The 21892-nt window shown below is 70.0% G+C and carries 21 protein-coding genes; 10 read left to right on the top strand and 11 right to left on the bottom strand.

Annotation, left to right across the window (positions count from 1 at the left end; all coding sequences use genetic code 11):
* Positions 1–4 precede the first annotated feature (4 nt).
* Genes IEZ21_RS10285 through IEZ21_RS10275 form a run of 3 tightly spaced genes read right to left on the bottom strand, consistent with a single transcriptional unit; the run spans position 5 to position 2704 of the window.
* The gene (locus IEZ21_RS10285; RefSeq protein WP_189321566.1) at positions 5–418 is read right to left on the bottom strand and encodes a nuclear transport factor 2 family protein; all 414 of its coding nucleotides are present in this window, start codon (positions 416–418) and stop codon (positions 5–7) included.
* Positions 415–1377 carry a PDR/VanB family oxidoreductase gene (locus IEZ21_RS47450; RefSeq protein WP_189321565.1) on the bottom strand — a complete coding sequence of 321 codons (963 nt, stop codon included), beginning with the start codon at positions 1375–1377 and terminating at the stop codon, positions 415–417. The genes IEZ21_RS10285 and IEZ21_RS47450 overlap by 4 nt, the downstream gene beginning before the upstream one ends.
* 7 nt (positions 1378–1384) lie before the next feature.
* Positions 1385–2704: an aromatic ring-hydroxylating dioxygenase subunit alpha gene (locus IEZ21_RS10275; RefSeq protein WP_189321564.1), complete on the bottom strand. Its 1320-nt coding sequence runs from the start codon at positions 2702–2704 to the stop codon at positions 1385–1387.
* Between the two features lie 455 nt (positions 2705–3159).
* On the opposite strand from IEZ21_RS10275, the gene IEZ21_RS10270 reads away from it, so the two are divergent.
* The 8 genes from IEZ21_RS10270 to IEZ21_RS10235 all read left to right on the top strand — a co-directional run bounded on the left by IEZ21_RS10270 (position 3160) and on the right by IEZ21_RS10235 (position 9385).
* Positions 3160–4833: a GMC family oxidoreductase gene (locus IEZ21_RS10270; protein WP_189321563.1), complete on the top strand. Its 1674-nt coding sequence runs from the start codon at positions 3160–3162 to the stop codon at positions 4831–4833.
* Positions 4830–5252, top strand: coding sequence for a GlcG/HbpS family heme-binding protein (locus IEZ21_RS10265; protein WP_189321562.1), 423 nt, complete (start codon positions 4830–4832; stop codon positions 5250–5252). The genes IEZ21_RS10270 and IEZ21_RS10265 overlap by 4 nt, the downstream gene beginning before the upstream one ends.
* A gap of 50 nt (positions 5253–5302) precedes the next feature.
* A complete protein-coding gene (locus IEZ21_RS10260) occupies positions 5303–6382 on the top strand; it encodes an amidohydrolase family protein (RefSeq protein WP_051745456.1) in 1080 nt (359 codons plus the stop codon).
* Positions 6382–6783 (top strand): metal-sulfur cluster assembly factor, encoded by a 402-nt coding sequence (locus tag IEZ21_RS10255; protein ID WP_189321561.1) that lies wholly within the window; start codon positions 6382–6384, stop codon positions 6781–6783. The genes IEZ21_RS10260 and IEZ21_RS10255 overlap by 1 nt, the downstream gene beginning before the upstream one ends.
* A complete protein-coding gene (locus tag IEZ21_RS10250; protein WP_246567527.1) occupies positions 6773–7795 on the top strand; it encodes an alpha/beta hydrolase in 1023 nt (340 codons plus the stop codon). Before IEZ21_RS10255 ends, IEZ21_RS10250 begins: the two co-directional genes overlap by 11 nt.
* Entirely contained in the window at positions 7788–8222 is a 435-nt protein-coding gene (locus IEZ21_RS10245; protein WP_189321560.1) for a DoxX family membrane protein, read from the top strand. The genes IEZ21_RS10250 and IEZ21_RS10245 overlap by 8 nt, the downstream gene beginning before the upstream one ends.
* A 12-nt stretch (positions 8223–8234) precedes the next feature.
* Positions 8235–8414: a hypothetical protein gene (locus IEZ21_RS10240; protein WP_189321860.1), complete on the top strand. Its 180-nt coding sequence runs from the start codon at positions 8235–8237 to the stop codon at positions 8412–8414.
* Between the two features lie 122 nt (positions 8415–8536).
* Entirely contained in the window at positions 8537–9385 is an 849-nt protein-coding gene (locus tag IEZ21_RS10235; protein ID WP_246567525.1) for an alpha/beta fold hydrolase, read from the top strand.
* A 12-nt stretch (positions 9386–9397) separates the two neighbouring features.
* Here IEZ21_RS10235 and IEZ21_RS10230 read toward each other — a convergent pair whose 3' ends face one another.
* From IEZ21_RS10230 to IEZ21_RS10205, 6 genes are all read right to left on the bottom strand, one after another.
* Entirely contained in the window at positions 9398–10030 is a 633-nt protein-coding gene (locus tag IEZ21_RS10230) for an MBL fold metallo-hydrolase (RefSeq protein WP_189321558.1), read from the bottom strand.
* On the bottom strand, positions 10027–11112 hold the full coding sequence (locus IEZ21_RS10225; protein ID WP_189321557.1) for an S-(hydroxymethyl)mycothiol dehydrogenase: 1086 nt from the start codon (positions 11110–11112) through the stop codon (positions 10027–10029). Before IEZ21_RS10225 ends, IEZ21_RS10230 begins: the two co-directional genes overlap by 4 nt.
* Before the next feature lie 18 nt (positions 11113–11130).
* Positions 11131–12342: a cytochrome P450 gene (locus IEZ21_RS10220; RefSeq protein WP_189321556.1), complete on the bottom strand. Its 1212-nt coding sequence runs from the start codon at positions 12340–12342 to the stop codon at positions 11131–11133.
* Positions 12343–12373: 31 nt separating this feature from the next.
* The gene (locus tag IEZ21_RS10215; protein ID WP_246567522.1) at positions 12374–13405 is read right to left on the bottom strand and encodes a PDR/VanB family oxidoreductase; all 1032 of its coding nucleotides are present in this window, start codon (positions 13403–13405) and stop codon (positions 12374–12376) included.
* A 100-nt stretch (positions 13406–13505) separates the two neighbouring features.
* Positions 13506–14309, bottom strand: a complete 804-nt coding sequence (locus IEZ21_RS10210) for an IclR family transcriptional regulator (RefSeq protein WP_189321554.1) — start codon at positions 14307–14309, stop codon at positions 13506–13508.
* Positions 14310–14451: 142 nt separating this feature from the next.
* On the bottom strand, positions 14452–14985 hold the full coding sequence (locus tag IEZ21_RS10205; RefSeq protein ID WP_189321553.1) for a MarR family winged helix-turn-helix transcriptional regulator: 534 nt from the start codon (positions 14983–14985) through the stop codon (positions 14452–14454).
* A 91-nt stretch (positions 14986–15076) separates the two neighbouring features.
* On the opposite strand from IEZ21_RS10205, the gene IEZ21_RS10200 reads away from it, so the two are divergent.
* Positions 15077–16009 (top strand): NADP-dependent oxidoreductase, encoded by a 933-nt coding sequence (locus tag IEZ21_RS10200; protein WP_189321552.1) that lies wholly within the window; start codon positions 15077–15079, stop codon positions 16007–16009.
* 65 nt (positions 16010–16074) lie between these two features.
* Here the strand turns inward: IEZ21_RS10200 and IEZ21_RS10195 are convergent, their stop codons facing one another.
* Positions 16075–19746 carry a family 78 glycoside hydrolase catalytic domain gene (locus IEZ21_RS10195; protein ID WP_246567520.1) on the bottom strand — a complete coding sequence of 1224 codons (3672 nt, stop codon included), beginning with the start codon at positions 19744–19746 and terminating at the stop codon, positions 16075–16077.
* A gap of 257 nt (positions 19747–20003) precedes the next feature.
* Between IEZ21_RS10195 and IEZ21_RS10190 the strand changes: the two genes are divergently transcribed.
* Complete coding sequence (locus IEZ21_RS10190) at positions 20004–20651, top strand: TetR/AcrR family transcriptional regulator (protein ID WP_189321551.1); 648 nt, start codon at positions 20004–20006, stop codon at positions 20649–20651.
* 109 nt (positions 20652–20760) lie between these two features.
* On the opposite strand, the gene IEZ21_RS10185 is transcribed toward IEZ21_RS10190, so the two are convergent.
* Positions 20761–21819, bottom strand: coding sequence for a carotenoid oxygenase family protein (locus tag IEZ21_RS10185; RefSeq protein WP_246567519.1), 1059 nt, complete (start codon positions 21817–21819; stop codon positions 20761–20763).
* Positions 21820–21892 lie beyond the last annotated feature (73 nt).

Genomic DNA, 21892 nt, shown 5'->3' with positions numbered 1-21892 from the left:
ATTCTCAGCCCGGCGGCAGCCGCCTGGCCAGCTGCAGGTGCGCCAGCTGCCAGCCGCCCGATTCCGCCTGCACCCACACCCGGCTGACGGCGGCCTGGATGACGAACGGGGTCAGCTCGGGCATGAAGGCGACGTGCAACTCCTGGAGGCAGCTGACCACGGCCGTGGTGCCGAAGCGCTGGACCGTCACGTCGTAGGTGTCCACCTGGCTGGTACGGCCCATGCGTGCCGCGTACCGCAGCCAGTCGTCCACGCCGTGGATGTGACCCACCGCGGAGTGCACGATGACGCAGTCGGGGTGGAGCAGGGCGCGGATCGCCGGCTCCGGGTTCGGGAGCGTCTGGGCGGCGAGCCAGGCGGCCTCGGCCTCCTCGACCGTGGCCGGGCGGACCGTCGCCGCTGTGGGTGAAGTGGTCATAGTTCCAGCTCCAGGATCGGGGACCTCGACCGCGACGAGCACGGGGTGAACAGGCCCTCCACGCGCTCTTCGTCGGTCAGGACGTCGTCTCGGTGATCGGGGTCGCCCTCGCGCACCCGCACGATGCATTCGCCGCAGATGCCCTGCCCGCACGAGTTGGGTGCGTCGACGCCGTTCGCCAGCAGGACGTCCAGGACGCTCTGGTCCTCGGGGACGAGGTACTCCGCTCCCGTCGAGGACAGGCGCACGGTGAATCCGCCCTCCCCTCCCCCGTCGGGCTCGGCGGTGGCCGGCGAGGCGCTGAAGCGCTCCTTGTGCAGGGCGGACGCGGGCCATCCCAGCTCGGCCGCCCGCCCCAGCACGTAATCCATGAACCCGCCGGGACCGCAGACGTAGACCGCGGTGTCGGGGGCGGGTTCCCCCAAGTCGCGTCCCAGGTCGAGGAGTTGCTCCGGGGGCTGGTCGTCGAAGTGGAGGGTGACCCGTGGGTGGTTCTCCAGGTCGGCGAGGAAGGCCGCTTCTGTCCGACTGCGGGCGCAGTAGTGCAGGTGGTAGTCGCCGCCGGTGGCGTCGAGCGTCTGGGCCATCGACAGCAGCGGGGTGATGCCGATGCCGCCCGCGAGGAGCAGGTGCCGGCGTGCGGACGTCAGACCGAAGCGGTTGCGCGGTGCGGCGATGCGCAGCGTGTCGCCCTCGGCGAGGGCGTGCATGGCTCGTGAACCGCCGCGTGACGCGGGCTCGTTGAGGACCGCGAGCCGGTACTGCTTGCGGATGCCCGGTGGCCCGCACAGGGAGTACTGCCTCACCAGTGCCGCCTCGCCGACTGCTACATCGATGTGGGCGCCGGGCTCGTACTCCCACAGCTCGCCGCCGTCGGCCCGGGCGAGGTCGAAGACCGCGATTCTCGGCGTGGCGTCGTACCGGGCCACGACGACCGCGTCCGTCCAGGTGGTGCTCACGCCTCGGTCACGCCCCTGCCGCCACGCCTGGGGCGCTCGGGGTCGGGACGGGGTCGCCCTCTTCCTCTCGCCGGATGAAGAGACCGGCCTCCACGCGGCGGACCTGCTCGCCGGGGGCGCCGACGCCGAGCGGGGTCCGTCCGGCCTCGACGTCGTCCAGCATCGTGCGCAGCATGCGCCGGAGCATGACGACGCCCTTGTCGGACGGGGCCAGGGTCTCCTCGGAGTGCTGGGTGATGTCGCCCTGCGAGCGCTGGGCCTCGTAGTCGCCGGGGAAGCGCTGCTTCTCCTCGTCGGTCAGCTCCCAGCCGTTCTTGCCGTTCTGCTTGATGCCGAACATGAAGGAGGTGGCCCGCTCCGGGCCGGCCGCGCGGATCGAGAAGACCAGGCGGTGGTGCGTGTCGTCGGCCGGGACCACCCAGAGCAGCATGTCGTTGCGGCCGTCGGGGGTGGACTTGACGAAGTCGGGCAGGGCGACGATGTTCGGCAGCATGCACTGCGCCGTCCACTCCAGGTCGACGAGTTCGCCGTCGGGGCCCTTGTTGTCCTGGTAGCGCCAGACGTACCCCACACCGTGGTCGGTGCGGTGGTAGCTGCTGCGCTCCGCGGCGGTGCGGTTGTTGTAGTAGCTCTCGGGGAAGCCGACCGTCCCGGTGCCCGCGAACTGGTAGCCGCTGTGGTTGGAGTGCAGCCACGCCGCGTGCACAGGGTCCACGGCGTTCTCGAACAGCTGGAGCCAGTTGTAGTCCCCCTCAAGGCCGATGACCTCGGCGCCGGGCACCATCCAGCTGGTGTGGTAGCTCTCGCCCTCACCCAGGGGCTCCAGGCTGTCGAAGCGCGGCAGCGGGGGCTTGAGCTCGGGCGGGCCCATGTAGACGAAGACCAGGCCGTAGGCCTCCTCCACCGGGTACCACGGCTGACGTGCGAGATTGCGGCGGCGGCCGCCATCAACTTCACAGGCCTGGTCCAGGCAGTGGCCCTGCACGTCGAACTTCCACCCGTGGTAGCAGCAGCGGATGCCGTCCTCCTCGACGCGGCCGAAGAAGAGGCTGCTGCCGCGGTGCGAGCACCGCTCGAAGACGACGCCGGGGCGGCCCTGGCCGTCCCGGAAGACGATCAGGTCCTCGCCCAGGAGGCGAGCGCGGTGCGGGACGTCGCTGGTGAGCGCGGTGGAGCTGGCGATCGGCTGCCAGTAGCGACGCAGTGCCTCGCCCATCGGCGTACCGGGGCCGACCTCGGTCAGGCGGGCGTCGTGGGAGGAGGGCTTGCGGCCGTAGCCGGTTCCCGTGTCGGTCACGGTCGTCTCAGTCACGGTCGTGTCGGTCATGGTGGACCATCTCCTCGGCATTGAGGCAGCGGGGACGCGTATATGAAGGCCACTGGAGGGGTCGGACAGCGTGCGGCGAGTCTGCGGTTGAGGCTTCTTCGTGCTGTCGTCCGGGGTGGCCGCACGAGCGTGCGGCGGCTCTTTCTCCATGGCTGAACGGGCGCGGCGAGCGGTGCGGCCCACATGGCGCTCCTGCCGTTGTACGGCCCTGATGAAAAACTGTCAATGACTCTGACCTGCTTTGATGAATTACTTGCAGACATCTATCGCAGCGTCGAGCGCCCTGTTACGTTGCCTCTGCGCTGAGGTGACGAGCCACTCGCCTGCCTCCCGCCACCTCGCGATCACACCTCAGAACACGCCGCGCGAACGACCGCCTCCCCGCGCTTTCCCGCAGAGATTCCACCGCGCGTTCCTCCAGAGCCGAAGGAGACGATGATGTCTGGACCTTCCGTATGAGCGCCGGGAACGGCGCCGAGTACGACTACGTCGTCGTCGGCGCCGGCACGGCCGGCTGCGTCCTCGCCACACGCCTTTCCGCCGATGCCGGAACGCGCGTACTGCTGATCGAGGCCGGCCCGCCCACGGACCGCAACCTGCTGGTGCAGCTGCCCCTCGGGGTCGGGCTGCTGTCGGGACGCAAGGAGATCAGCTGGGGATACGAGTCGGAGCCCGAGCCGGGCCTGAACGGCCGAAGCATCCCCGTCCCGCGAGGACGGCTGGTCGGCGGTACCGGATCGATCAACGGCTCGACCCATGTCCGCGCACACCGACTCGACTACGACGACTGGGTCAAGTCCGGTGCCAAGGGCTGGGGTTGGGACGACCTGCTGCCCTACTTCCGCCGCGCGGAGAGCAGTTGGCGCGGGGACACCGAGCACCACGGTGGGTACGGACCTGTCACCGTGTCGACCGCCGTCCGCAGAGGCACCTTCGGCCGGCGCCTTGACCGCGCCGCCCGCTCGCTGGGCATCGAGTTCCCCGACGACACCCAGAGCGGTGACCCCACCGGAGCAGGCCAGATCGAGAACGCCATCCATCGGGGTCGGCGGCACAGCACAGCTGCCGCCTACCTGCGCCCCGCGCTGCGGCAACGGCCCAACCTCACCCTGCTCACCGGGGTGCTGGTGGACAAGCTCGTCGTCGAGGGTGGACGGGCCACCGGTGTCCGGGTCGTGAAGGGCGGGCAGGGTCGGACGATCCGGGCCGCCCGCGAGGTCGTGGTCTGCGCCGGCGTCTACAACTCACCGCAGCTGCTGATGCGTTCGGGCATCGGACCGGCGGATCACCTGCGCGAAAGTGGCATCGAACCGGTGGCGGACCTGGTCGGCGTCGGCGCCAATCTGCAGGATCACCCGGCGGCACCCGTGCTGTTCGACGTCAAGGATCCGGTGACCTTCCACGAGCACCTGCGCGCCGACCGCGCGGCGGTGGGCGCGCTCCGCTGGCTCGTCACCGGGAACGGTCCGCTGGCGCAGATGCCGGAGTTCCTCTCCGCGTACATCCGCACCCGCCCCGACCTGGACCGTCCCGACGGGTTCCTCGGCATCCTGGGCGGTGGCTTCGGCGCCCGGCCTTGGTTCCCCGGTATACGTCCGCTGAAGGACCGCCACTGCGTGGCCCTCAACGCCGTCGCGACCCCCCGCAGCCGCGGCGAGGTCCGGCTGCGTTCCACCGACCCGGCCGCGCCTCCGCGCATCACGTTCAACCTGCTCACCGAGCCGGAGGACGTAGCCGCCCTGCGCGAGACGGTGCGCACCACGCTGGCCATCCTGCGCAGTCCCGAGGTCGCCCCGATGATCGGGGCGGAGCTCGCTCCGGGCCCTGATGTACGTACCGACGAGGACTTCGAGCGCTATCTGCGCGAGACCGGCTACTCCGCCAACCACGCCTGCGGCACCTGCGCCATCGGCAACTCCGAGAACGCCGTCGTCGACCCCGAACTGCGGGTGCGCGGCATCGACGGACTGCGCGTCGTCGACGCGTCGGTGCTGCCGAGCGTGCCCGGGGCGAACATCAACGCCACCGTCATCGCCGTCGCCGAGAAGGCGTCGGACCTGATCCGCGAGGTCCCGGTGGCCGGTTCCGGGGCTACCGGAACCCCGCTTCTTGAAGGGACCGAAGGATGAGGGAACCCCTGGCCTACGCCATCGCGCACGGGGCGGCCGAGGCCGCGCTGGAGGCCGCCCGAGCCGAGGGCGCCCGCATCTGCGTGGTGGTCGTCAACCGCAGCGGCATCACGAAAGTGCTGCTCAGCGACGACGGCGTCGGCCCCATCGGGGTCGAGACCGCGCGCCGCAAGGCCTACACCGCCGCCGTCACCGGCATACCGACCGCGGCGTTCGCCGACTTCGCCGCGTCTCCCGCGATGGCGATCGCACCCGTGCACCTCGTCGACGCCGACCTCCTCCCGGTACCGGGCGGGGTGCCGATCACCGTGGACGACGGCGAGGTCATCGGCGGCATCGGGGTGGGTGGCGCCGACGGTGCCACCGACGACCGCCTCGCGGCGGAGGCGCTGAAGAGCATCGCGGCGCTGCTGGCGTAGGCGCGCGAAGACAAGACCAACTCGAGGGACCACAGCAGAAGGAGCGAATGATGATCGAAGACACCTTGGTCGTGGAGGGTGTGGCGCACGACTACAACTTCCTGCCGGAGAACTGCGTCAACCCGGCAATGGGCCGCGGGATCGGCGAGCACATGTACCAACTGCACTCGAGGTGGGGTGGGCCCGGCTACGCCCTCGAGAAGTCGCTCTACCTGGACCACGGCGCGACCGCCGAGATTCTCGGGCGGGCGGTTCTGGCGGAGAGCCAGTCCGACATCGCCGTCTACCACGAGACACCGATCTACGGACTTTTCCACGACGGCGGCTCCCCGCTGTCCACCGGCCTGGAGATGCGGGAGCGCTGGCCGAACCGGGTGCTGGTCTACGGCGCGGTGGCCCCGTTGCGGCCCGGCGCGGTGGACCGCGTCGACGAACTGGTCGACGTGCACCAGGTGAACGCGCTCAAGCTCTACCCGCAAGACCTCGTCGAGGGCCGGATCACGCCGCTGGACATGAGCGATCCGGAGGTGTGCTACCCGGTGTTCGAGCGGGCCCGGGAACGCGGCCTGAAGGTCGTCGCGATCCACAAGGCACTCCCGCTGGGGCCCGGGCCGGCCTCCGCACTGCGCGTCGACGACATCGAGGGGGCCGCGATGGCGTTCCCCGACCTGACCTTCGAGGTGGTGCACGGCGGGCTGGCGTTCGTCGAGGAAACCGCGTTCTTGCTGGACTGCGCCCCGAACGTGGTGGTCAACCTGGAAGCGACCTCCGCCCTGGTGCGCACGGCACCACGCCGGTTCGCCGAAGCGATGGGAGCCTTCCTCGCGACGCACAACGGCGCCCAGCGCATCCTCTGGGGCACCGGATGCATGGCGGCCCATCCGCGCCCGCTCATCGAGGCGTTCTGGGACTTCGAAACACCGCAGGACCTGGTCGAGGAACGCGGCGTGGAACCGCTGACCATGGAAGCCAAGAAGAACATCCTCGGCAGCAACTTCCTTCGGCTGCACGGCATCGACGAGGACAAGCTGCGGGCCACGATCGCCGGCGACGAGTTCGACACCACCGAGCTTGCGGCGCCGTGGGGTGGCCGGGTCGAGCCCGCGGCCGAACCGGCGGCGGTGGCGTGATGAGCGGCGTCACCGAGGACCGCGTCCGGGAGGTGCTCAACGGCATCGTCGACCCGTGCAGCATCACCGCGGGTGTCCCGGCCGGGATGGACGACATGGGGCTGATCAGTGACATCCAGGTACGTGACGACGGGGCGGGCGGCCAGCGGATCAGCGTGACCTTCGGGCTCACCGACCCCACCTGCATGCTGCTGGGCTCGTTCGCGAACGAGGCACGCGAGCGGCTTGCCAGGCTGCCCGGTGTCACCGACGTCGACGTCGCTCTGGACCACGACATGGAGTGGACGCCGGACATGCTGGCCCCGGACTATCAGCGGCGGCTCGCCCAGCACCGCGCGCAAAGGCGTCGTAGCCTCCCGCTCCTGGCCGTGACCGCGACGGGGCGAGCCGGTGACCAGTGAGGTCTCACCACAGCCGGACACCTCCGACCTCTCGGCTGTGCAGTCCAACAATGCCGCCGTCATGGGCCGTTTCATGGAAGGGCTCAGCCGGGCGCCACGTCCCCCCGAGAAGATCGACCCGACTGACGTCCGCGTGGTGCGCGACATCGTCTTCAGCACACCGCCCGGCGACCAGGGCCCTACGGAACTGCGGATGGACCTGTACCTGCCGCCGTCCGCGCCGACCCCGGCACCAGTGATCGTATGGCTCGCGGGTGGGGGCTGGCGCATGCAACGACGCGGCTACGGGCCGCGGTTGACCCGGCTCTTCGCCGAACGCGGATACGCCATGGCGGACATCGAGTACCGCTCCTCCGAGGTTTCTGTCTGGCCGGCCCAACTGCACGATGTCCTCGCCGCGTTGCGCCACCTGCACGACATCGCGGACACCCACGGCCTGGACCCGGCGTCGATCGGGCTCTGGGGCAGCTCCGCCGGCGCCCACCTCGCGCTGCTCGCAGCCTTCGCCGCCGATACCGACGGCTCCCCCGCAGCGCCCGGCGTACGGGCCGTGGTGGCGGGCTATCCGCCCACCGATCTGCTGCATCTCAACGCCGACGCCCTGCCCGGCGGAGTCCTGGGCGTGGACCCGTCCGACCCGGCCTGGGGCCTGCTGGGCGCAAGCCCAGCGGACCGGGCCGGCACCGCCGCCGAGGCCAGCCCGGCCCGGCAGGCCCACCCGCGGGTGCCGCCCGTACTCCTGCTGCACGGCGACGCCGACCTCCTCATCGGCCCGGCACAGAGCCACCGACTCCACGACGCCCTGATCGCCGCGCGCGCCGAGTCCCACCTCCTGCTGGTCCACGGCGCCGACCACGGCTTCCTCAACACCGGCGACTGGGAACTGAACCCCATGACAGCCACCGTGCGGTCCTCCCATTCCCCGGACGCCGAACGTTCCGTACTGCTGACCTCCGCGCTGATCGAGCGCTTCTTCGACCGCCACCTGCGAACGGATCCATGGCATGCCTGAGACACCACCGCGCTACGACGACATCGGCCGCGCCCTGTCCCGTCTCGCGCTCGCCGCTGTCTTCGTCTCCGGAGGCCGCCACGTCTGGCAGCACCCGGAGGGCCCCGCGCAGGGGGCGGAGACCTTCCTGAAGCGGTGCCGCCGTACGGTGCCGCTCCTGGACCGCTTCACCGACCGCCAACTGGTACGCGCCAACGCCGCCGTGCACATGACCGCCGGAGCGGCACTCGCGGCCGGCATCGCCCCCGCGACCTCCGCCACGGCACTCGCCGGCTCGCTGGTGCCCACGACCCTCGCCGCCTTCCCGTTCTGGACCCAGCCGGAGGGCCCGCAACGCGCGCGCCAGCAGGGCGACTTCCTCAAGAACCTCGCCCTGGCCGGCGGCCTGCTCGCGGTCGTCGTGAGCGGCGGGCGACGAACCAGGTAGACGGCCGTCACCGTGACCAACGCCCCCCGCACCGGACGCGCGATCCTGGAAGTAGTCCCCGCGAACAACCCACGCCCGGTGACCCACAACAGTCTGCAACGACTGCTGCGAGCCGCATGGCAGGGCGCGGACCCGCTCACGAGGGACGGCGAGGAGCACCAGAGGTTCTTCCGTCGGGCGGAATTCGTATAGAGCGCGCTATTGCCGATCCGGTCCAATCCTCCTCAGTTGTCCTCCGTAAGGCACTGACGAGCCTGGAGGCCCATGCGAGCCGGTGACCGAAGCCGGTAGCCGGTCGTCACAAAGGAGTGATCATGTCTGCTGGTTCGACGCCGATGATTTTCGTGCACGGCTACTGGCACGGGTCCTGGTGCTGGAGTGAGGTCATCGCACGTGTCGCGGCCATGGGCCGCCCTGCGGTGGCGGTGGACATGGCGGGGCACGGGCTCCGTGCCGACCGGCCGCAGTGTCTCACCAGGCGCCCGTTCGCCCCGGAGGCCGTGGCCACAGAGGTGTCGCCAGTGGCCGGGGTGGACCTCGACCAGGCCGGCGACCTGCTCGTCTCCCAGATCAGGGAGATCGGCCAGGGGAGACCCGTCACGGTGATCGCCCACAGCATGGGCGGCACCGTGCTGACGCGGGCGGCACAACTGGTACCCGAGCTGGTGGCGCACGCGGTGTACCTGACCGCTTTCATGCCGCCCTCGGACGTGCCTGGCATCGCCTGCGTGCAGATGCCGGAGAACGCCGGCGAACTGGTCGCACCGTCTTTTCGGGCCGACCCCGCCGCGATCGGCGCCCTGCGGCTCGACCTCGCCTCCGACGATCCCGCCTACCGTCAGCAACTGCGGGACGCGTTCTTCGGTGACGTCGATCCGGCCGTCGCCGACGCCGCCCTCGGGCTGCTGACCCCCGACGCTCCGGCCGGCATCGCGCTCGGTGCCACCACGCTGACCCGCGACGGCTGGGGCTCGGTGCCCCGCACCTACGTCACCTGCGCCCGGGACATGGCGGTCCGCCCGGCCCTGCAGAAGAAGTTCATCAGCGACGCGGACGCTGCCTTCCCGGACAACCCGACCTCCGTGGTCGCGCTCGACTCCTCACACTCGCCGTTCCTGTCGATGCCCGGGCAGGTGGCTGACATCGTGGCGAAGCTGGGCTGACCGAGGTAACTGCTAATGGCCCCGGTCGATCCACTCCTGGAGATGCGGGGACTCGCTGCCGATGATGGTGTCCGCGCCGTGGCCGGTGCGGACCACCGTCTCGGGCGGCAGCACCAGCAGACGGTCGCGGATGGAGCGGATGATGGTCGGGAAGTCGGAGTAGGACCGCCCGGTGGCCCCTGGACCACCGGCGAACAGGGTGTCGCCGGTGAACACCGTGCCCAGGTCGGGGGCGTGCAGCGAGATCGCTCCAGGTGTGTGGCCAGGGGTGTGAAGCACCGTCAGTTCGGTACCGGCCACGGTGATCCGGCGCACGTCCGAGAGGTAGGCGTCCGGGTTCCGGTCCGGGTGGGTGTGCTTCCACAGCAGGCGGTCGTCGAGATGGATCAGGATCGGCGCACCGGTCGCGTCGGCGAGCGCGGGAGCGGCGTCTATGTGGTCGTCGTGGCCATGGGTGCACACGATGGCCTTCAGACGCCGGTCGCCGACGGCGGCCCTGATGGCGTCGGCATCGTGCGCGGCGTCGATGACGATCGCCTCGGAGTCGTCGCCCACGATCCACACGTTGTTCTCGACGTCCCAGGTGCCGCCGTCCAGACTGAAGGTGCCGGACGTGACCAGTTGCTCGATGCGGGCAGCCGTCACAGCACGACCACCGAGCGCAGCACGTCACCCTTGTGCATCCGCGCGAAGGCGTCCTCGACCCCGTCCAGGGCGATCGTCTCGCTGACGAACGCATCGAGGTCCAGACGGCCCTGAAGGTACAGGTCGATCAGCAGGGGGAAGTCGCGGGAGGGCAAGCAGTCGCCGTACCAGCTCGACTTCAGCGCGCCACCCCGGCCGAAGACGTCCAGCAGCGGCAGCTCCAGCTTCATCTCCGGCGTCGGCACACCGACGAGGACGACCGTGCCCGCCAGGTCCCGGGCGTAGAACGCCTGCTTGTACGTCTCCGGGCGGCCCACCGCCTCGATGACCACGTCGGCGCCGAAGCCGCCGGTCAGGTCGCGTACGGCCTCCACCGGGTCCTTCTCCCGCGAGTTGACGGTGTGCGTGGCGCCGAGTGACGCGGCGGTCGCGAGTTTGCGTTCGTCGATGTCCACCGCGATGATCTTCGCCGCGCCGGCCAGCCGGGAGCCCACCACCGCCGCGTCGCCCACGCCACCGCAGCCGATGACTGCCACGGAATCCCCGCGGGTGACCGCACCGGTGTTGATCGCCGCACCGATGCCCGCCATCACGCCACAGCCCAGCAGGCCCGCGGCGGCCGGTGACGCGGCCGGGTCGACCTTCGTGCACTGACCGGCCGCGACCAGGGTCTTCTCCGCGAAGGCACCGATACCCAGGGCCGGGGAGAGCTCGGTGCCGTCGGTCAGCGTCATCTTCTGCCGCGCGTTGTGGGTGTTGAAGCAGTACCAGGGCCGCCCACGCTGACAGGCGCGGCACTGGCCGCACACCGCACGCCAGTTGAGGATCACGAAGTCACCGGGCTCGACTTCGTTCACGCCCTCGCCGACCGACTCCACGACTCCGGCCGCCTCGTGGCCGAGCAGGAACGGGAACTCGTCGTTGATGCCGCCCTCACGGTAGTGGAGGTCGGTGTGACACACCCCGCACGCCTGGATCCGTACCACCGCCTCCCCCGGCCCCGGATCGGGGATCACGATCGTCTCGATGCCGACCGGCTCGCCCTTCGCCCGCGCGACGACGCCTCGTACCTGCTGGGACATTGCTGGATTCCTTCCTGATCAAACGGGCTGGACGCGCACGGGCAGGGACGCCCACGCGCGCAGGGTGTTGTTGGGGTGACGGTGCGGCGTGCCGGTGAGTTCGATGCGCTCGACGCGGCGGGCCAGGGCGGTCAGCAGTGCCTCGGCCTCCAGTCGGGCCACGTGCTGGCCGATGCACTGGTGCAGGCCCATGCCGAAGCCGACGTGGCCGGAGGGGTCGCGGGTGAGGTCGAAGCGGTCGGGGTCGTGCCAGCGGTCCGGGTCGCGGTTGGCCGCGCCGAGGAACATGAGGATCTTCGTGTCCGCGGGGATGAGGGTGCCGGCGATGGTGACGTCGGTGGTGGCGGTACGGAAGAAGGTCTGCACCGGTGACTGCCAGCGCACCGCCTCGTCGAACGCGGCCCGCGCCAACTCCGGCCGCTCCCGCAGCCGTTGCCACTCCTCCGGGTGGGTGGCGAAGGCGTACAGGCAGGCCGCGAGGCCGTGCACGGTGGTGTCGACGCCGGCGGTGAGCAGGGAGCGCACCACCAGCGGCGCCTGTTCGTGCGTCAGGTCGCCGCGGTCGGCGGCAGCCCAGATGGCAGCCCCGAAGCCGTCCTCGGTCAACGCCTCCCGCTCGCACTGGGCGTTCACCCATACCGACAGCTCGGCCACCCGGTGCGCGTCTGCCGCGACGAGGTCGTTGCGCGGGCCGAAGGCGTTGAAGGCCATGTTGCCGTACGGCAGGAGGTTCTCCCTGCCGTCGGGGCCGAGGCCCACTGCGTCCGGGAAGGCGCGCAACGGGAACGCCTCCGCGAGCGCGGTGAAGCCGTCGAAGTCGGTTCCCCCGGCGAGGAGTTGGTCGACGAGATCTTCGGCCACCGTGTGCCACGCCTCGCGCAGACGACGTAGAGCGGGCGGGGCCAGGATCTCGCGCAGCACCCGGCGCGGGGCGTCGTGCCGGGGCGGGTCGGCCTCCAGCAGCAGGCTCGGCGGACGCCACGGCTTCTCGTGCCGGAAGTTGGCGAGGCCCACGCCCGAACCCGACTCGAAGTGCTGCCAGTCCACGAGAGCGGCGTGCACCTGCTCGTAGCGGGCCAGGGCGTGGACGTCGTAGCGCGAGAGGTATACGACCGGACCGGCCTCGCGCAGGGCCTGGTGCAACGGTTCGGGGTTCACGAGGACGTCGTGGGCGAACGGGTCGGCGTCACTGACGGGCGGCACGACGGCACGCTCCAGTGCCTCGGTCATGGCGGCTCCTTGGGAGGCAGGTGAAGAGATCTCAGAGATCGAGGACGAGGCGGTCGCCGCAGGAGCGCGACACGCACGGGAACATGCAGTCGTTCGCGGCCCGTTCGTGGTCGGCCAGGACGGAGTCCCGGTGGTCCGGCTGTCCCTCCAGTACGGGCGTCAGGCACGTTCCGCAGGTGCCCTGCTCGCAGGAGGACAACACGTCCGCGCCGGCCCGGCGGACCGCCTCCAGCACGGAGACGTCCGGGGTGACGGTGACGGTGTGCCCCGTACGCCGCAGCTCCACCTCGAACGGCGTGTCCCGCACCGGCGCGGCCTGCGCGCCGGCGGTGAAGCGCTCGACCCGCAGGGCGTACGGCGGCCAGGCGGCGCAGGCCGCTTCGACGGCGGCGAGCAGCGGAGTGGGGCCGCAGCAGTAGACCCTGGTGTCGGGTCGTGGTGTGCCCAGCCAGGCCGCCAGGTCCAGGAGACCCAGCTCGTCCTGCGGGACGACGTGCACCCGCTCGCCGTACGCCGCCGTCAGCTCCTCGCGAAAGGCCATCGACGACCGCGTACGCCCGCCGTACAGCAACTGCCAGTCCGCGCCGAGCAGTTCGGCCTGGCGCACCATGGGCAGCAGTGGGGTGATGCCGATGCCGCCCGCGATGAAGAGGTACTTCTCCGACGGCACGAGGGGGAAGTGGTTGCGTGGGCCGCCGACCCCGACGCGGTCTCCCGGTCGCAGCCGGTCGTGCACGTACGCGGATCCTCCCCCACTCTCGGCTTCGCTCGAGCGGGGGGACCCCCATCGGCCCGCGGGCTCCCGCAGCACCGCGATCCGGTAGGTGTACGCATCCCATCGGTCGCCGCACAGGGAGTACTGCCGGGTCGTCCCCTCAGGCAGCACCAGGTCGATGTGGGAACCCGGCGTCCAGTCCGGCAGCCGGGCACCGCTCGGGTGGGTGAGAGTGAGTGATACGACGCCCTCGGCGACGTTCTCCTTGGCGGAGACCGTCAGCGTCGCCGCCAACTGCCCTTTGCCGAAGCTGGACTTGGCATCCGCAACCACACTGGTTCCGACCACGTTGTCGCCTCCCGTCGTTGGGTTGCACGCAGGATGCGCGGCGACGAGGGACGGTCGCGACGGCATTCTCAATCAGTGAGAGACGAACTTCTGCCGGCTGTCATACGGCCGTTGCACTGCCGTCACGTGCGTCACCCGGGTCTCGCCGCCTCGGGGCGTCCGGTGCCCCGAGCGCACGGGAGACACCGCGTGCCGCCGTCCGCACCACGGGCACGACGGACGAGGCCCCAGCCTCGTTGGGGACGATCACCGCCAGCGCGGCAACCACGTCACCGCTCGCGTCACGCACCGGCGCCGCGACCCCCAGGGCGTCCGGATGCACGTATCCCGGGCAGTACACGTACCCCTGCCGACGCACCTCGGCCAGCACCGCCCGCAGCCGCGCGGCGGTGGCGGGAGTGTCCGGGGTATAGCGCTGCAGGGGCCCGTCGAGCACCCGCTCCCGCAGGTCGGCGGGACCGTGGGCCAGGAGGACCAGGCCGCTGGAGGAGGCGTGCAAGGGAAGACGGCCCGCGACACGGGTGTAGTTGATGACCGCGCCCGGTGCCGTCAGCCGCTCCAGGAACAGCGCCTCGTCGCCGTCCAGCACACCGAGCTGCACATGATGGCCGACGACGTCGTGCACGCCCTCCATGAACGGCATGGCGGCGTTACGCAGCGAGAGGGAGGGCGAGGCCCGGGTGGCCAGCTCCCACAGGCGCATGCCGACACGGACCCGGCGGTCGGCGTCCCGGGTCAGGAACCCGTACGAGACCAGCTCGGCCACCAGGCGCGACGCGGTCGCCACGTGCAGCCCTGTACGCCGGGAGATCTCCGAGACGGTCAGGGCCGACTCCTCCGGCGTGAACGCCTCGAAGATCCGCACGGCCCTCGCCAGAACCGACTCGCCGTTCTGTGTCCTCACCTCGCCATCATCGGGTTCCTTCCAGACGCGTCAAGCCCGGCGGCGCAGCGAGGTCTCGGTCCGCGGCAGGACGCGGCGGCCGATGCCGGCGCGGGCATGCACCGGCCGCCCGACCGGGGGTGAGCGACGGCCGCGGTGACCTTCACGCGCCGCGGTCGGCAACAGCCTCGGCGCCGGAGCACGCGGCCTCTCCGGCCGCGGGAGGGCTCGCTTCGCCGGGTCCGGCGGCCATGCGGCGGCTCGCCTCGCCAAGTCCGTCGGCGAGCGCCCGTACCTGCTCGGGCGTGAGCACGTCGATGAGCAGTTCCCTGACCGTGTCCACATGGCTGGGAGCGGCCCGCTCCAGCAGAGCCATGCCCTCGTCGGTGAGTACCGCGAAGACCGCACGGTCGTCACTCGGACAGGAGCGCCGGCGCACCAGCCCGGCCTTCTCCATCTGCCCGATCTGATAGGTCAGCCCGCTCTTGGAGTTGACCAGGGCGCAGGCCAGTTCGGCCATCCGCATCTCCCGGTCGGGGGCCCCACTGAGCCGGGCGAGGATCTCGTACTGCAGGCCGGACAGGCCGAAATCGCGCTTGAGCTGCTGCTCCAGCCGTCGGTACAGCAGCGCGTGCGCGGTGGTGAAGGCCGTCCAGGCACGCTTCTCCTCCTCGTTCAGCCATCGCGTATGACCCACGCCACACCCCTCCATGTTGTTCAAATTAGAACTCTCATCCTATCGTAAGCGGCGCGTTCAAATTTGAATCGAAACACATCGCGGAGAAGCCATGAACCGAACAGCACAGGCAGTGCGTTTCGACCAGTACGGCGATCGTGACGCGCTGTACGTCACCGACGTCCCGATGCCCGAGCCGGAGCCCGGAGAAGTCGTCGTCGAGGTGCGGGCCGCGGCCGTCAACCCTTTCGACGCGGTGCTCCGCTCGGGAGTGGCCCAGCACCTGTTCCCGCTGGACTTCCCCTCCGGCCAGGGCAGCGACCTCGCCGGGGTCGTCGTGGCAGTCGGTGCCGAGGCCGGCGGACTCGCCGTCGGCGACGAGGTACTGGGCTGGACGCCGGCGGCGGGCGCGCACGCGACGCACCTGGCTGTCCCGGCGGACCGGCTGGTGGCCAAGCCGCCTCAGGCGAGCTGGGAGGTGGCGGGCGCCCTGCACATGGTCGGCGCCACGGCCTACGCCGCCGCCCGCGCCGTCGCCGTCCAGCCCGGGGAGACCGTCGCGGTGTCCGCTGCCGCGGGCGGGGTCGGTTCGTTCCTCGTGCAGATGCTCACCGGCCGGGGAGTGCGCGTGCTCGGCATCGCCTCACCGGCCAACGCCGAGTGGCTGGACGGGCACGGCGTCATCCCGGTGCCGTACGGAGACAGCCTTCGCGAGCGGCTCGAACAGGCCGCGGGAGCGAGCGGAATCGACGCGTTCATCGACCTCTACGGGCCCGAGTACCTCGACCTCGCGGTCGCCCTCGGCATCAAGCCGGACCGCATCCAGACGACCGTCGCCATGGAACGCGCCGCGGAGATCGGTGCCAGGACCGACGGCCGCCACAACGCGACCGCACGCGAGATCCTGGTGGAGCTGGTCGATCTGGTCGCCTCGGGCGCCGTCGAGATCCCGATCGCCGCCACGTACCCGCTCGACCGCGTCACCAACGCCTTCGCGGAGCTGGAGCAGCGGCACACCCGCGGCAAGATCGTCCTGGTCCCCTGACCGAGACCGAGAGCAAGCCCCGAAGTGACCGTACGGACGGCTCTCCGGGGCTCTCTGTCGTCATGTCACCCGGCGTTGAAGCGGTACGACCCCGCCCGTGCCCGGTAGACCTTGTAGCCCGCACCGCCAGAAGTGTCGTCACGGACGAAGGCGACACCCCGGGGCGCGGTGACGGGCTTGTCCTGGGTGGGGACCCAGATCTCGGCCTCGGCGTTGTACGGGATGGTGACCGCGAGGTCGATCCTGCCGTCCGGGCGGCGCCGCCATTCCGAGGACACCTTGCCGCGCACGGTGTCGATCGAGGCGCTGACGTGGTCGAGGGTCGCGGGCGCCAGGTCGGTGTCCTCGGTGTTCTTCGGGACCCGGCTGTTGACCGGGGCCGAGGGGATGTACGGGCGGATGCGCAGCGACTCGTACGCGGTCGAGGTCGGCTTGATGCCGGCCAGGCCCTGGTAGAACCAGGTGGCCACGTTGGAGCGGTAGTGGTGGTTGACCGAGAGCCGGTCGGTCCACTGTTCCCACAGCGAGGTGGCGCCCTTGGCGATCTGGTGGACGTAGCCGGGCTGGCCGGTCTGCGTGACGGCCTTGAGCGCGATGTCCGTGTAGCCGTACTCGCTGAGGATGTCGAACTCGTAGCGCGAGCCGTACATGTCGTTCTGGATGTGCTGGTCCGTTGCCACGATGCGGTCGGCGAGCAGCTTGGCGAGGGCCTTCTTGTTCTCGGCGAGCGTCTTTGTGCCGGCCAGGTGGCGGGGGTCGTCGGGCTTCAGGTCCGAGCCGGGGACCAGGTCGAAGGCGATGGCCATGGCGTTCTCACTGGAGATGCTGCCCTGGGTGAAGTGGCCCTTGGACGCGTCCCAGTAGTTGGCGATGAACGCCTTGCGGAGCGTGCGCGCCAACTTCGCGTAGTGGGCGGCGCGTTCGGTGCGGCCGAGTTTGCGGCCCACCTCGTCCATGTAGTCGCAGAAGTGGACGTAGAAGGCGAGGCTGATGACGGCGTTGCTGCCGGGGCTCTCGGCGCCGGAGTAGGCGCCGAGGGAGGCTTCGAACTTGTAGTCGTTCTCGGCGGTGAACAGCGTCTCGTAGTACTTCAGGAGCGTGTCCTGGTGGTCGTAGAGCTCCGCGAACAGGCTGCTGTTGCCGTAGTACGTGTACAGCTCCCTCGGCATGACGAAGTACGCCGAGTCCCAGGCAGGCACCGCCTTCCACGCGGCGTTCCAGCCGGGGGTGTGGTCGTAGCCGAATCCGCCCTTGCCGAGGGGGACGACCATGGGGAGCTGGCCGGTGGAGATCTGGGCGTCGGGGAAGTGGCGCAGCCAGTTGGTGAAGACGGCGTTGACGTCCCAGGTGAGGGACTCCGACTCGGAGCTGGCCATGGCGTCGCCGGTCCAGCCGTTCTTCTCCCGTGACGGGGTGTCGGTGGGCTTCTGCACGAGGTTGTTCTGCTCGGCCCACTCCAGGTTGCGCTGGAGGCGGTTGAGCAGGGCGTTGTCCGTGGTGAAGGTGCCGGTGCGGGCGAAACCGGTGCGGGCGACGCCGACGGTCAGCAGGTCCGCGTCACGCTTCAGGTCGGGGGCTCGCCCGAGAACCGCCTCGAGGTTCATCACTTCCAGGTAGCGGAAGCCGAAGTGACTGAACTGCTGTTCCCAGGTCTGCGTCGGCCACCTGCTGAGGGTGTAGTAGTGCGTCTGGAGGTTGGCGTCGTGCTGGAAGTTCTCCTCCTCGACGGAGAGGGGAGAGGCGGCAGTGCCGTCACCGGCGACGATGCGGTTGCCTCCGCGGATGCGCAGGGTGAGGCCCTCCTTGTCGGGGCGTATGCCGGTGAGCTGGAGGCGGACCAGGCCCGTCAGAATCTGGCCGTAGTCCAGGACCCAGGTTCCCGAGCCGGGCGCCGTCTCGGTGATCGAGATCGGACGCAAGGTCTGGTTGACCAGCACCGGCTCCGCCTCGTGGGCCCGCAGGACGGCGGGCTTGAAGCCGTCGGGGATCGTCGTGGCGGGGAGCATGCCGTGGTACTTGGGCGAGGGGCTGGAGCAACTGCCGGGCAGAATAAGGACGGTGGCCGGTCGCCAGTCGCGGCCGGTGCGGTAGCCGGGCGAGCGCCACTCCCCCAGCCGGTCCGCGCGCCGGGCGTCGTACTTCTCACCCGAGTACACGGAGTCGAACGTCGTGGGTCCGTCCGCGCTGAGCCAGTCCTTGTCGGTGACGAGTGTGGTGGCGGAGCCGTCGGTGTAGGTCACGACGAGCTTCGCACGCAGGCGCGGCTGACCGACATAGGGGGCGAGCTGCCAGTACCACTCCTGCGGCGTGGTCACGCCGTACCAGCCGCGTCCGAGTTCGGCGGCGACCACGTTCTCCCGACCGGCCTCCAGCAGCGCGGTGACGTCGAAGGTGTCGTACAGCACCGTGCGGTCGTAGGTGCTCTGGTCGGTGAGCAGCCGGGGCACGTTGGTCCGGCCACGGTTCGCCTGCTTGCCGTCGACGGTGATCGGGTCACCGTTGACGGTGAACGTGACGTTGCCGGCGGCGCTCAGGTGCAGTCGGGCCTTGGCGATGCGGCGGCCTCGGGGCAGGGTGAACGCGCGGCGCAGCACCGGGGCGGGGTTGGCGATGGGCAGTACGGCGTTCTTGGCGGGGATGTACGAGTTCTTGGGCGGGAAAGTCAGTCCGGCGAGGGTGCCAGTGCCTGCCTCGAACGGGTTGGCGCCCGTGGTCAGGTCGACGGAGAAGTCGCGGGCGCCGGTGCCGGTCACCTTGACGCTGCGGACGGTGGCGGAGGTGCCGCCGCCGAAGCCGAAGCTGCCGTGGCGGCGGATCTGGTCGCCGGTGAGCGTACGGCTGTCGACCTCGACGCCGTTGACGGTGGTGGTCACGGTGAGCCCACTCACGGCGACCGCCACCGTGTGGTCACGAGTGGCCCAAGTGTCCTTGGTCAGTCCGGTCGAAACGGGGAGGGTGACAGTGCCGACCGGAACGCTGCGGGTGCCCGCGGTGGTGGGGTTGGTCTCGCTCTGCGGGTCGTAGTGGTTGACGCCCCAGTCGGGCTCGGAGGTGCCGTCGTCGACCCAGGTGTTGCCGGCGTAGTGGCTGGTCTTCATGACCAGCTGCATCTCGTCGTCTGCCTGCTTGATGGTCCAGTTGAGGCCCTCGCCCCAAGTCTTGCCGATGGGTTCGGCGCGCAGCAGCAGGGACAGCCCACCGGCGGCGTCCGAGCCGCCGCGGAAGACGACGGTCGCGGTCAGGTCCTTCCAGTCGTGGTCCTGCGCCTCGCGGCCGCCGATCCACCGAGCCCCCGACCAGTCCTTCTCACCCTTCAGCAGCCCGGTCTCCCACCTCGCGGGCTCGCTCCAGGAGCCGGGTGCGCCCTTCTCGTCCCAGGTCCGCACCCGCCAGAAGTACGCCTGCTCCGACCGCAGCGCGCCACCCCCGTAGGCCACCTCGGTGCTGTTGGAACTCGCCACTTTGCCGCTGCGCCAGACGTCCGCCTTGCCCGGTCCGGTGCCGACCTGGATCTCGTACGCGGTCTGCCGGGCCATCGGAGGCACCCAGCTGAACGCCGGTGCGGTCTCCGTGCCCAGAGGCTCGACCCGGGAGTTGACCTGCAGGTCCGCGGGTGCGGAACCGTGCCTGCGCGATGCTGCCGTGCTCGCCGCCACGGCATTCGGCGCGGCCGCGAGCGGGAGCGAAGCCCCCGCTGCCGCGGCCGTGACGATGCCGAGCATGTGTCGGCGACTCAACGCACTTCTGTACTCCTCGGCCACGGCTCAAGTTCCTTTCGTAAGCGCATCGCGCTGGAACAGGGGTGTCCCTCCCCTACGGCATTGAAACGTTTCAATACCTTCCAAGTGGAAAGCTTACGAGCAGGCTCAGCCGAAGCACAATGGTTCTGCGGCAAGGACGAGGTCAGGTCATGCTGCCGCGGCGCCCGTCAGCCCGGTCGTCGAAGACCACGAGCTCGCGAGTGAGGAGAGAGCCCGGTCGATAAACTGCGCGAATGACCGAGTCCACCACCGGCAGGCCCGCCGCCCTCCAGGAACGCAGCCGCCGTTCACAGCAGGACATCCTGCAGGCCGGGTACGCCCTGCTCGAAGAGGGCGGAGTGGACGCGCTCACCGTGGCCGCCGTCGCCGAGCGGGCCGGCATGGCGGTCGGCAGCATCTACCGCCGGTTCGGCGACAAGGAAGGACTCCTGCTGGCCATCCAGCACGCCTTCACCGAAACCCTCCAGGCCGAGATCACGCAGCGCATGTCCGTGGAGCGGTTGCGCATCCTGCGCGACCCGGCCGTGGCGATCGCCGAGGCGGTCGGCGCGATCACCGACGCCTTCCAGGCCCACGAGGCCCTGCTGCGCGTCTTCTTCCTGCTCGGCACCCGGCACGAAGCGGTACGGGCCGAGGGTTCGCGCGTCAGCGCCGAGGGCAACCGCCACTTCGCCGAGGCACTGCGTCACACACCCGTCGCACATCCGGACCCCGAGGCCGCACTGGACTTCGCCTTCCGCCTGACCTACGCCACGATCGCGCACCGCATCACCCAGGGCGAGTTCCTCGAGTCCGAGCGCCCACTGCCCTGGAACGAACTGCGCAGCCACCTCCAGACGGCGGTCATCTCCTACCTTCTCGGCGCCCCCGCAGGCCACTGAGTCCCCGGCCTGCCGCCGCACACAAGCGCGTAGGGAGCTCTTTGCCGAGCGGCGGGCAGCACATGAACTTGCCCTCAAGTTTTATGTGAGCACAAATTCACATGGGAGATCAGCCGGCCTGGACGAGGTGCTCGGGGACCCAGGTTCCGTGGATGCCGCTGCGCAGGCGAAGGGGGAGATGGAGGGTGGCCACAGGGCCGGCGGCCAGCTCGGCGATGTCGAGGATGAGCAGGTCGTTCAGCATCGTGGTCCAGTTGTTGGCCAGGACCAGGAGATAGCCGTCGCCCTCGGGTGCGTCGTCGTCGCGGGGCACGAACACCGGTTCCTGGAAGGTGAAGTGTTCGGGCAGGACGTACTGTCCGGTGGCCTGCTGCTTGTCGAAGTCGTAGCGGAGGATCGAGTTGAGAAGCGCTATGCCGTTTCCGCCCTTGTGCTCGTCACCGAGGACACGGGCCCCCGCGAACCCGATGCGTTGCCGGCCCGTTTCCACCCGGTCGTCGATGACCGGGAATTCGGTGAACTCCGGCTGGAGTACCTGCTCTTCGAAGCCGTTGCCTTCGTCGGCCGCGTAGTCGGCCGTCCAGCGGGTGACCCTGCTCACGCCCTTGGGGGCGTCGTATACGAGCGTGTCGGGGTACAGGAACGGGGCCGCCTGCGCCTCCGAGACACAGCCGTCGATGTGGATCGTGGTGCCTTCGTTGTGGGCGTTGAAGAAGTGGTAGGCCCACCGGGCCGGGCCGCGGTACCAGCGGATCTGGTCTGCGGTGCCGTAGCGGGGCATCACTCCGAGGCAGGTTCCTCTGGACGGGTCCCACTGCCAGTGCGGTCCGCCCGCCTTGAGCCGGTCGAGGTCGGTGGTGGTGGGCATGACCGGGAAGATCGCATAGTCCCGGGTGACGACGAAGTCGTGGATCATACTGGTGTACGGGGCCTCGAACCACACCTCGTGCAGCACCTTGCTGTGAGCGTCCATGACGTAGTACGCGATGTCCCGGCTGGCCAGGCCCTTCGCCTCGTATCCGAAGGCGAACATCTCACCTGTCACGGGGTCGGTGCGGGGATGGGCGGTGAAGGTGGGACTGGTGACCGCACCGTCGAAGTCCCATTCCCCGTAGGTCTCAAGGGAGTCGGTGTCGACCCGTGTGGCGCCGGTGACGACGATGCCCATGATTGGCACTCCTTCTTGGGTGGGTACGCGACCGACTCTAGAGGGAAGCGCTAACTTTTCATCAGTACCTACC

It is taken from the genome of Streptomyces flaveus (assembly GCF_014647675.1).
Lineage (GTDB): Bacteria > Actinomycetota > Actinomycetes > Streptomycetales > Streptomycetaceae > Streptomyces > Streptomyces flaveus.
Note: the sequence above shows the minus strand (reverse complement) of the source record. Positions and strands in the feature narration are given on the sequence as shown.

Excerpts from the sequence above, each read along its gene's own strand:
- IEZ21_RS10285 (WP_189321566.1), bottom strand. The coding sequence starts at position 418 with ATGACCACTTCACCCACAGCGGCGACGGTCCGCCCGGCCACGGTCGAG.
- IEZ21_RS10275 (WP_189321564.1), bottom strand. The coding sequence starts at position 2,704 with ATGACCGACACGACCGTGACTGAGACGACCGTGACCGACACGGGAACC.
- IEZ21_RS10270 (WP_189321563.1), top strand. The coding sequence starts at position 3,160 with ATGAGCGCCGGGAACGGCGCCGAGTACGACTACGTCGTCGTCGGCGCC.
- IEZ21_RS10265 (WP_189321562.1), top strand. The coding sequence starts at position 4,830 with ATGAGGGAACCCCTGGCCTACGCCATCGCGCACGGGGCGGCCGAGGCC.
- IEZ21_RS10260 (WP_051745456.1), top strand. The coding sequence starts at position 5,303 with ATGATCGAAGACACCTTGGTCGTGGAGGGTGTGGCGCACGACTACAAC.
- IEZ21_RS10255 (WP_189321561.1), top strand. The coding sequence starts at position 6,382 with ATGAGCGGCGTCACCGAGGACCGCGTCCGGGAGGTGCTCAACGGCATC.
- IEZ21_RS10245 (WP_189321560.1), top strand. The coding sequence starts at position 7,788 with ATGCCTGAGACACCACCGCGCTACGACGACATCGGCCGCGCCCTGTCC.
- IEZ21_RS10235 (WP_246567525.1), top strand. The coding sequence starts at position 8,537 with ATGTCTGCTGGTTCGACGCCGATGATTTTCGTGCACGGCTACTGGCAC.
- IEZ21_RS10225 (WP_189321557.1), bottom strand. The coding sequence starts at position 11,112 with ATGTCCCAGCAGGTACGAGGCGTCGTCGCGCGGGCGAAGGGCGAGCCG.
- IEZ21_RS10220 (WP_189321556.1), bottom strand. The coding sequence starts at position 12,342 with ATGACCGAGGCACTGGAGCGTGCCGTCGTGCCGCCCGTCAGTGACGCC.
- IEZ21_RS10200 (WP_189321552.1), top strand. The coding sequence starts at position 15,077 with ATGAACCGAACAGCACAGGCAGTGCGTTTCGACCAGTACGGCGATCGT.
- IEZ21_RS10190 (WP_189321551.1), top strand. The coding sequence starts at position 20,004 with ATGACCGAGTCCACCACCGGCAGGCCCGCCGCCCTCCAGGAACGCAGC.
- IEZ21_RS10185 (WP_246567519.1), bottom strand. The coding sequence starts at position 21,819 with ATGGGCATCGTCGTCACCGGCGCCACACGGGTCGACACCGACTCCCTT.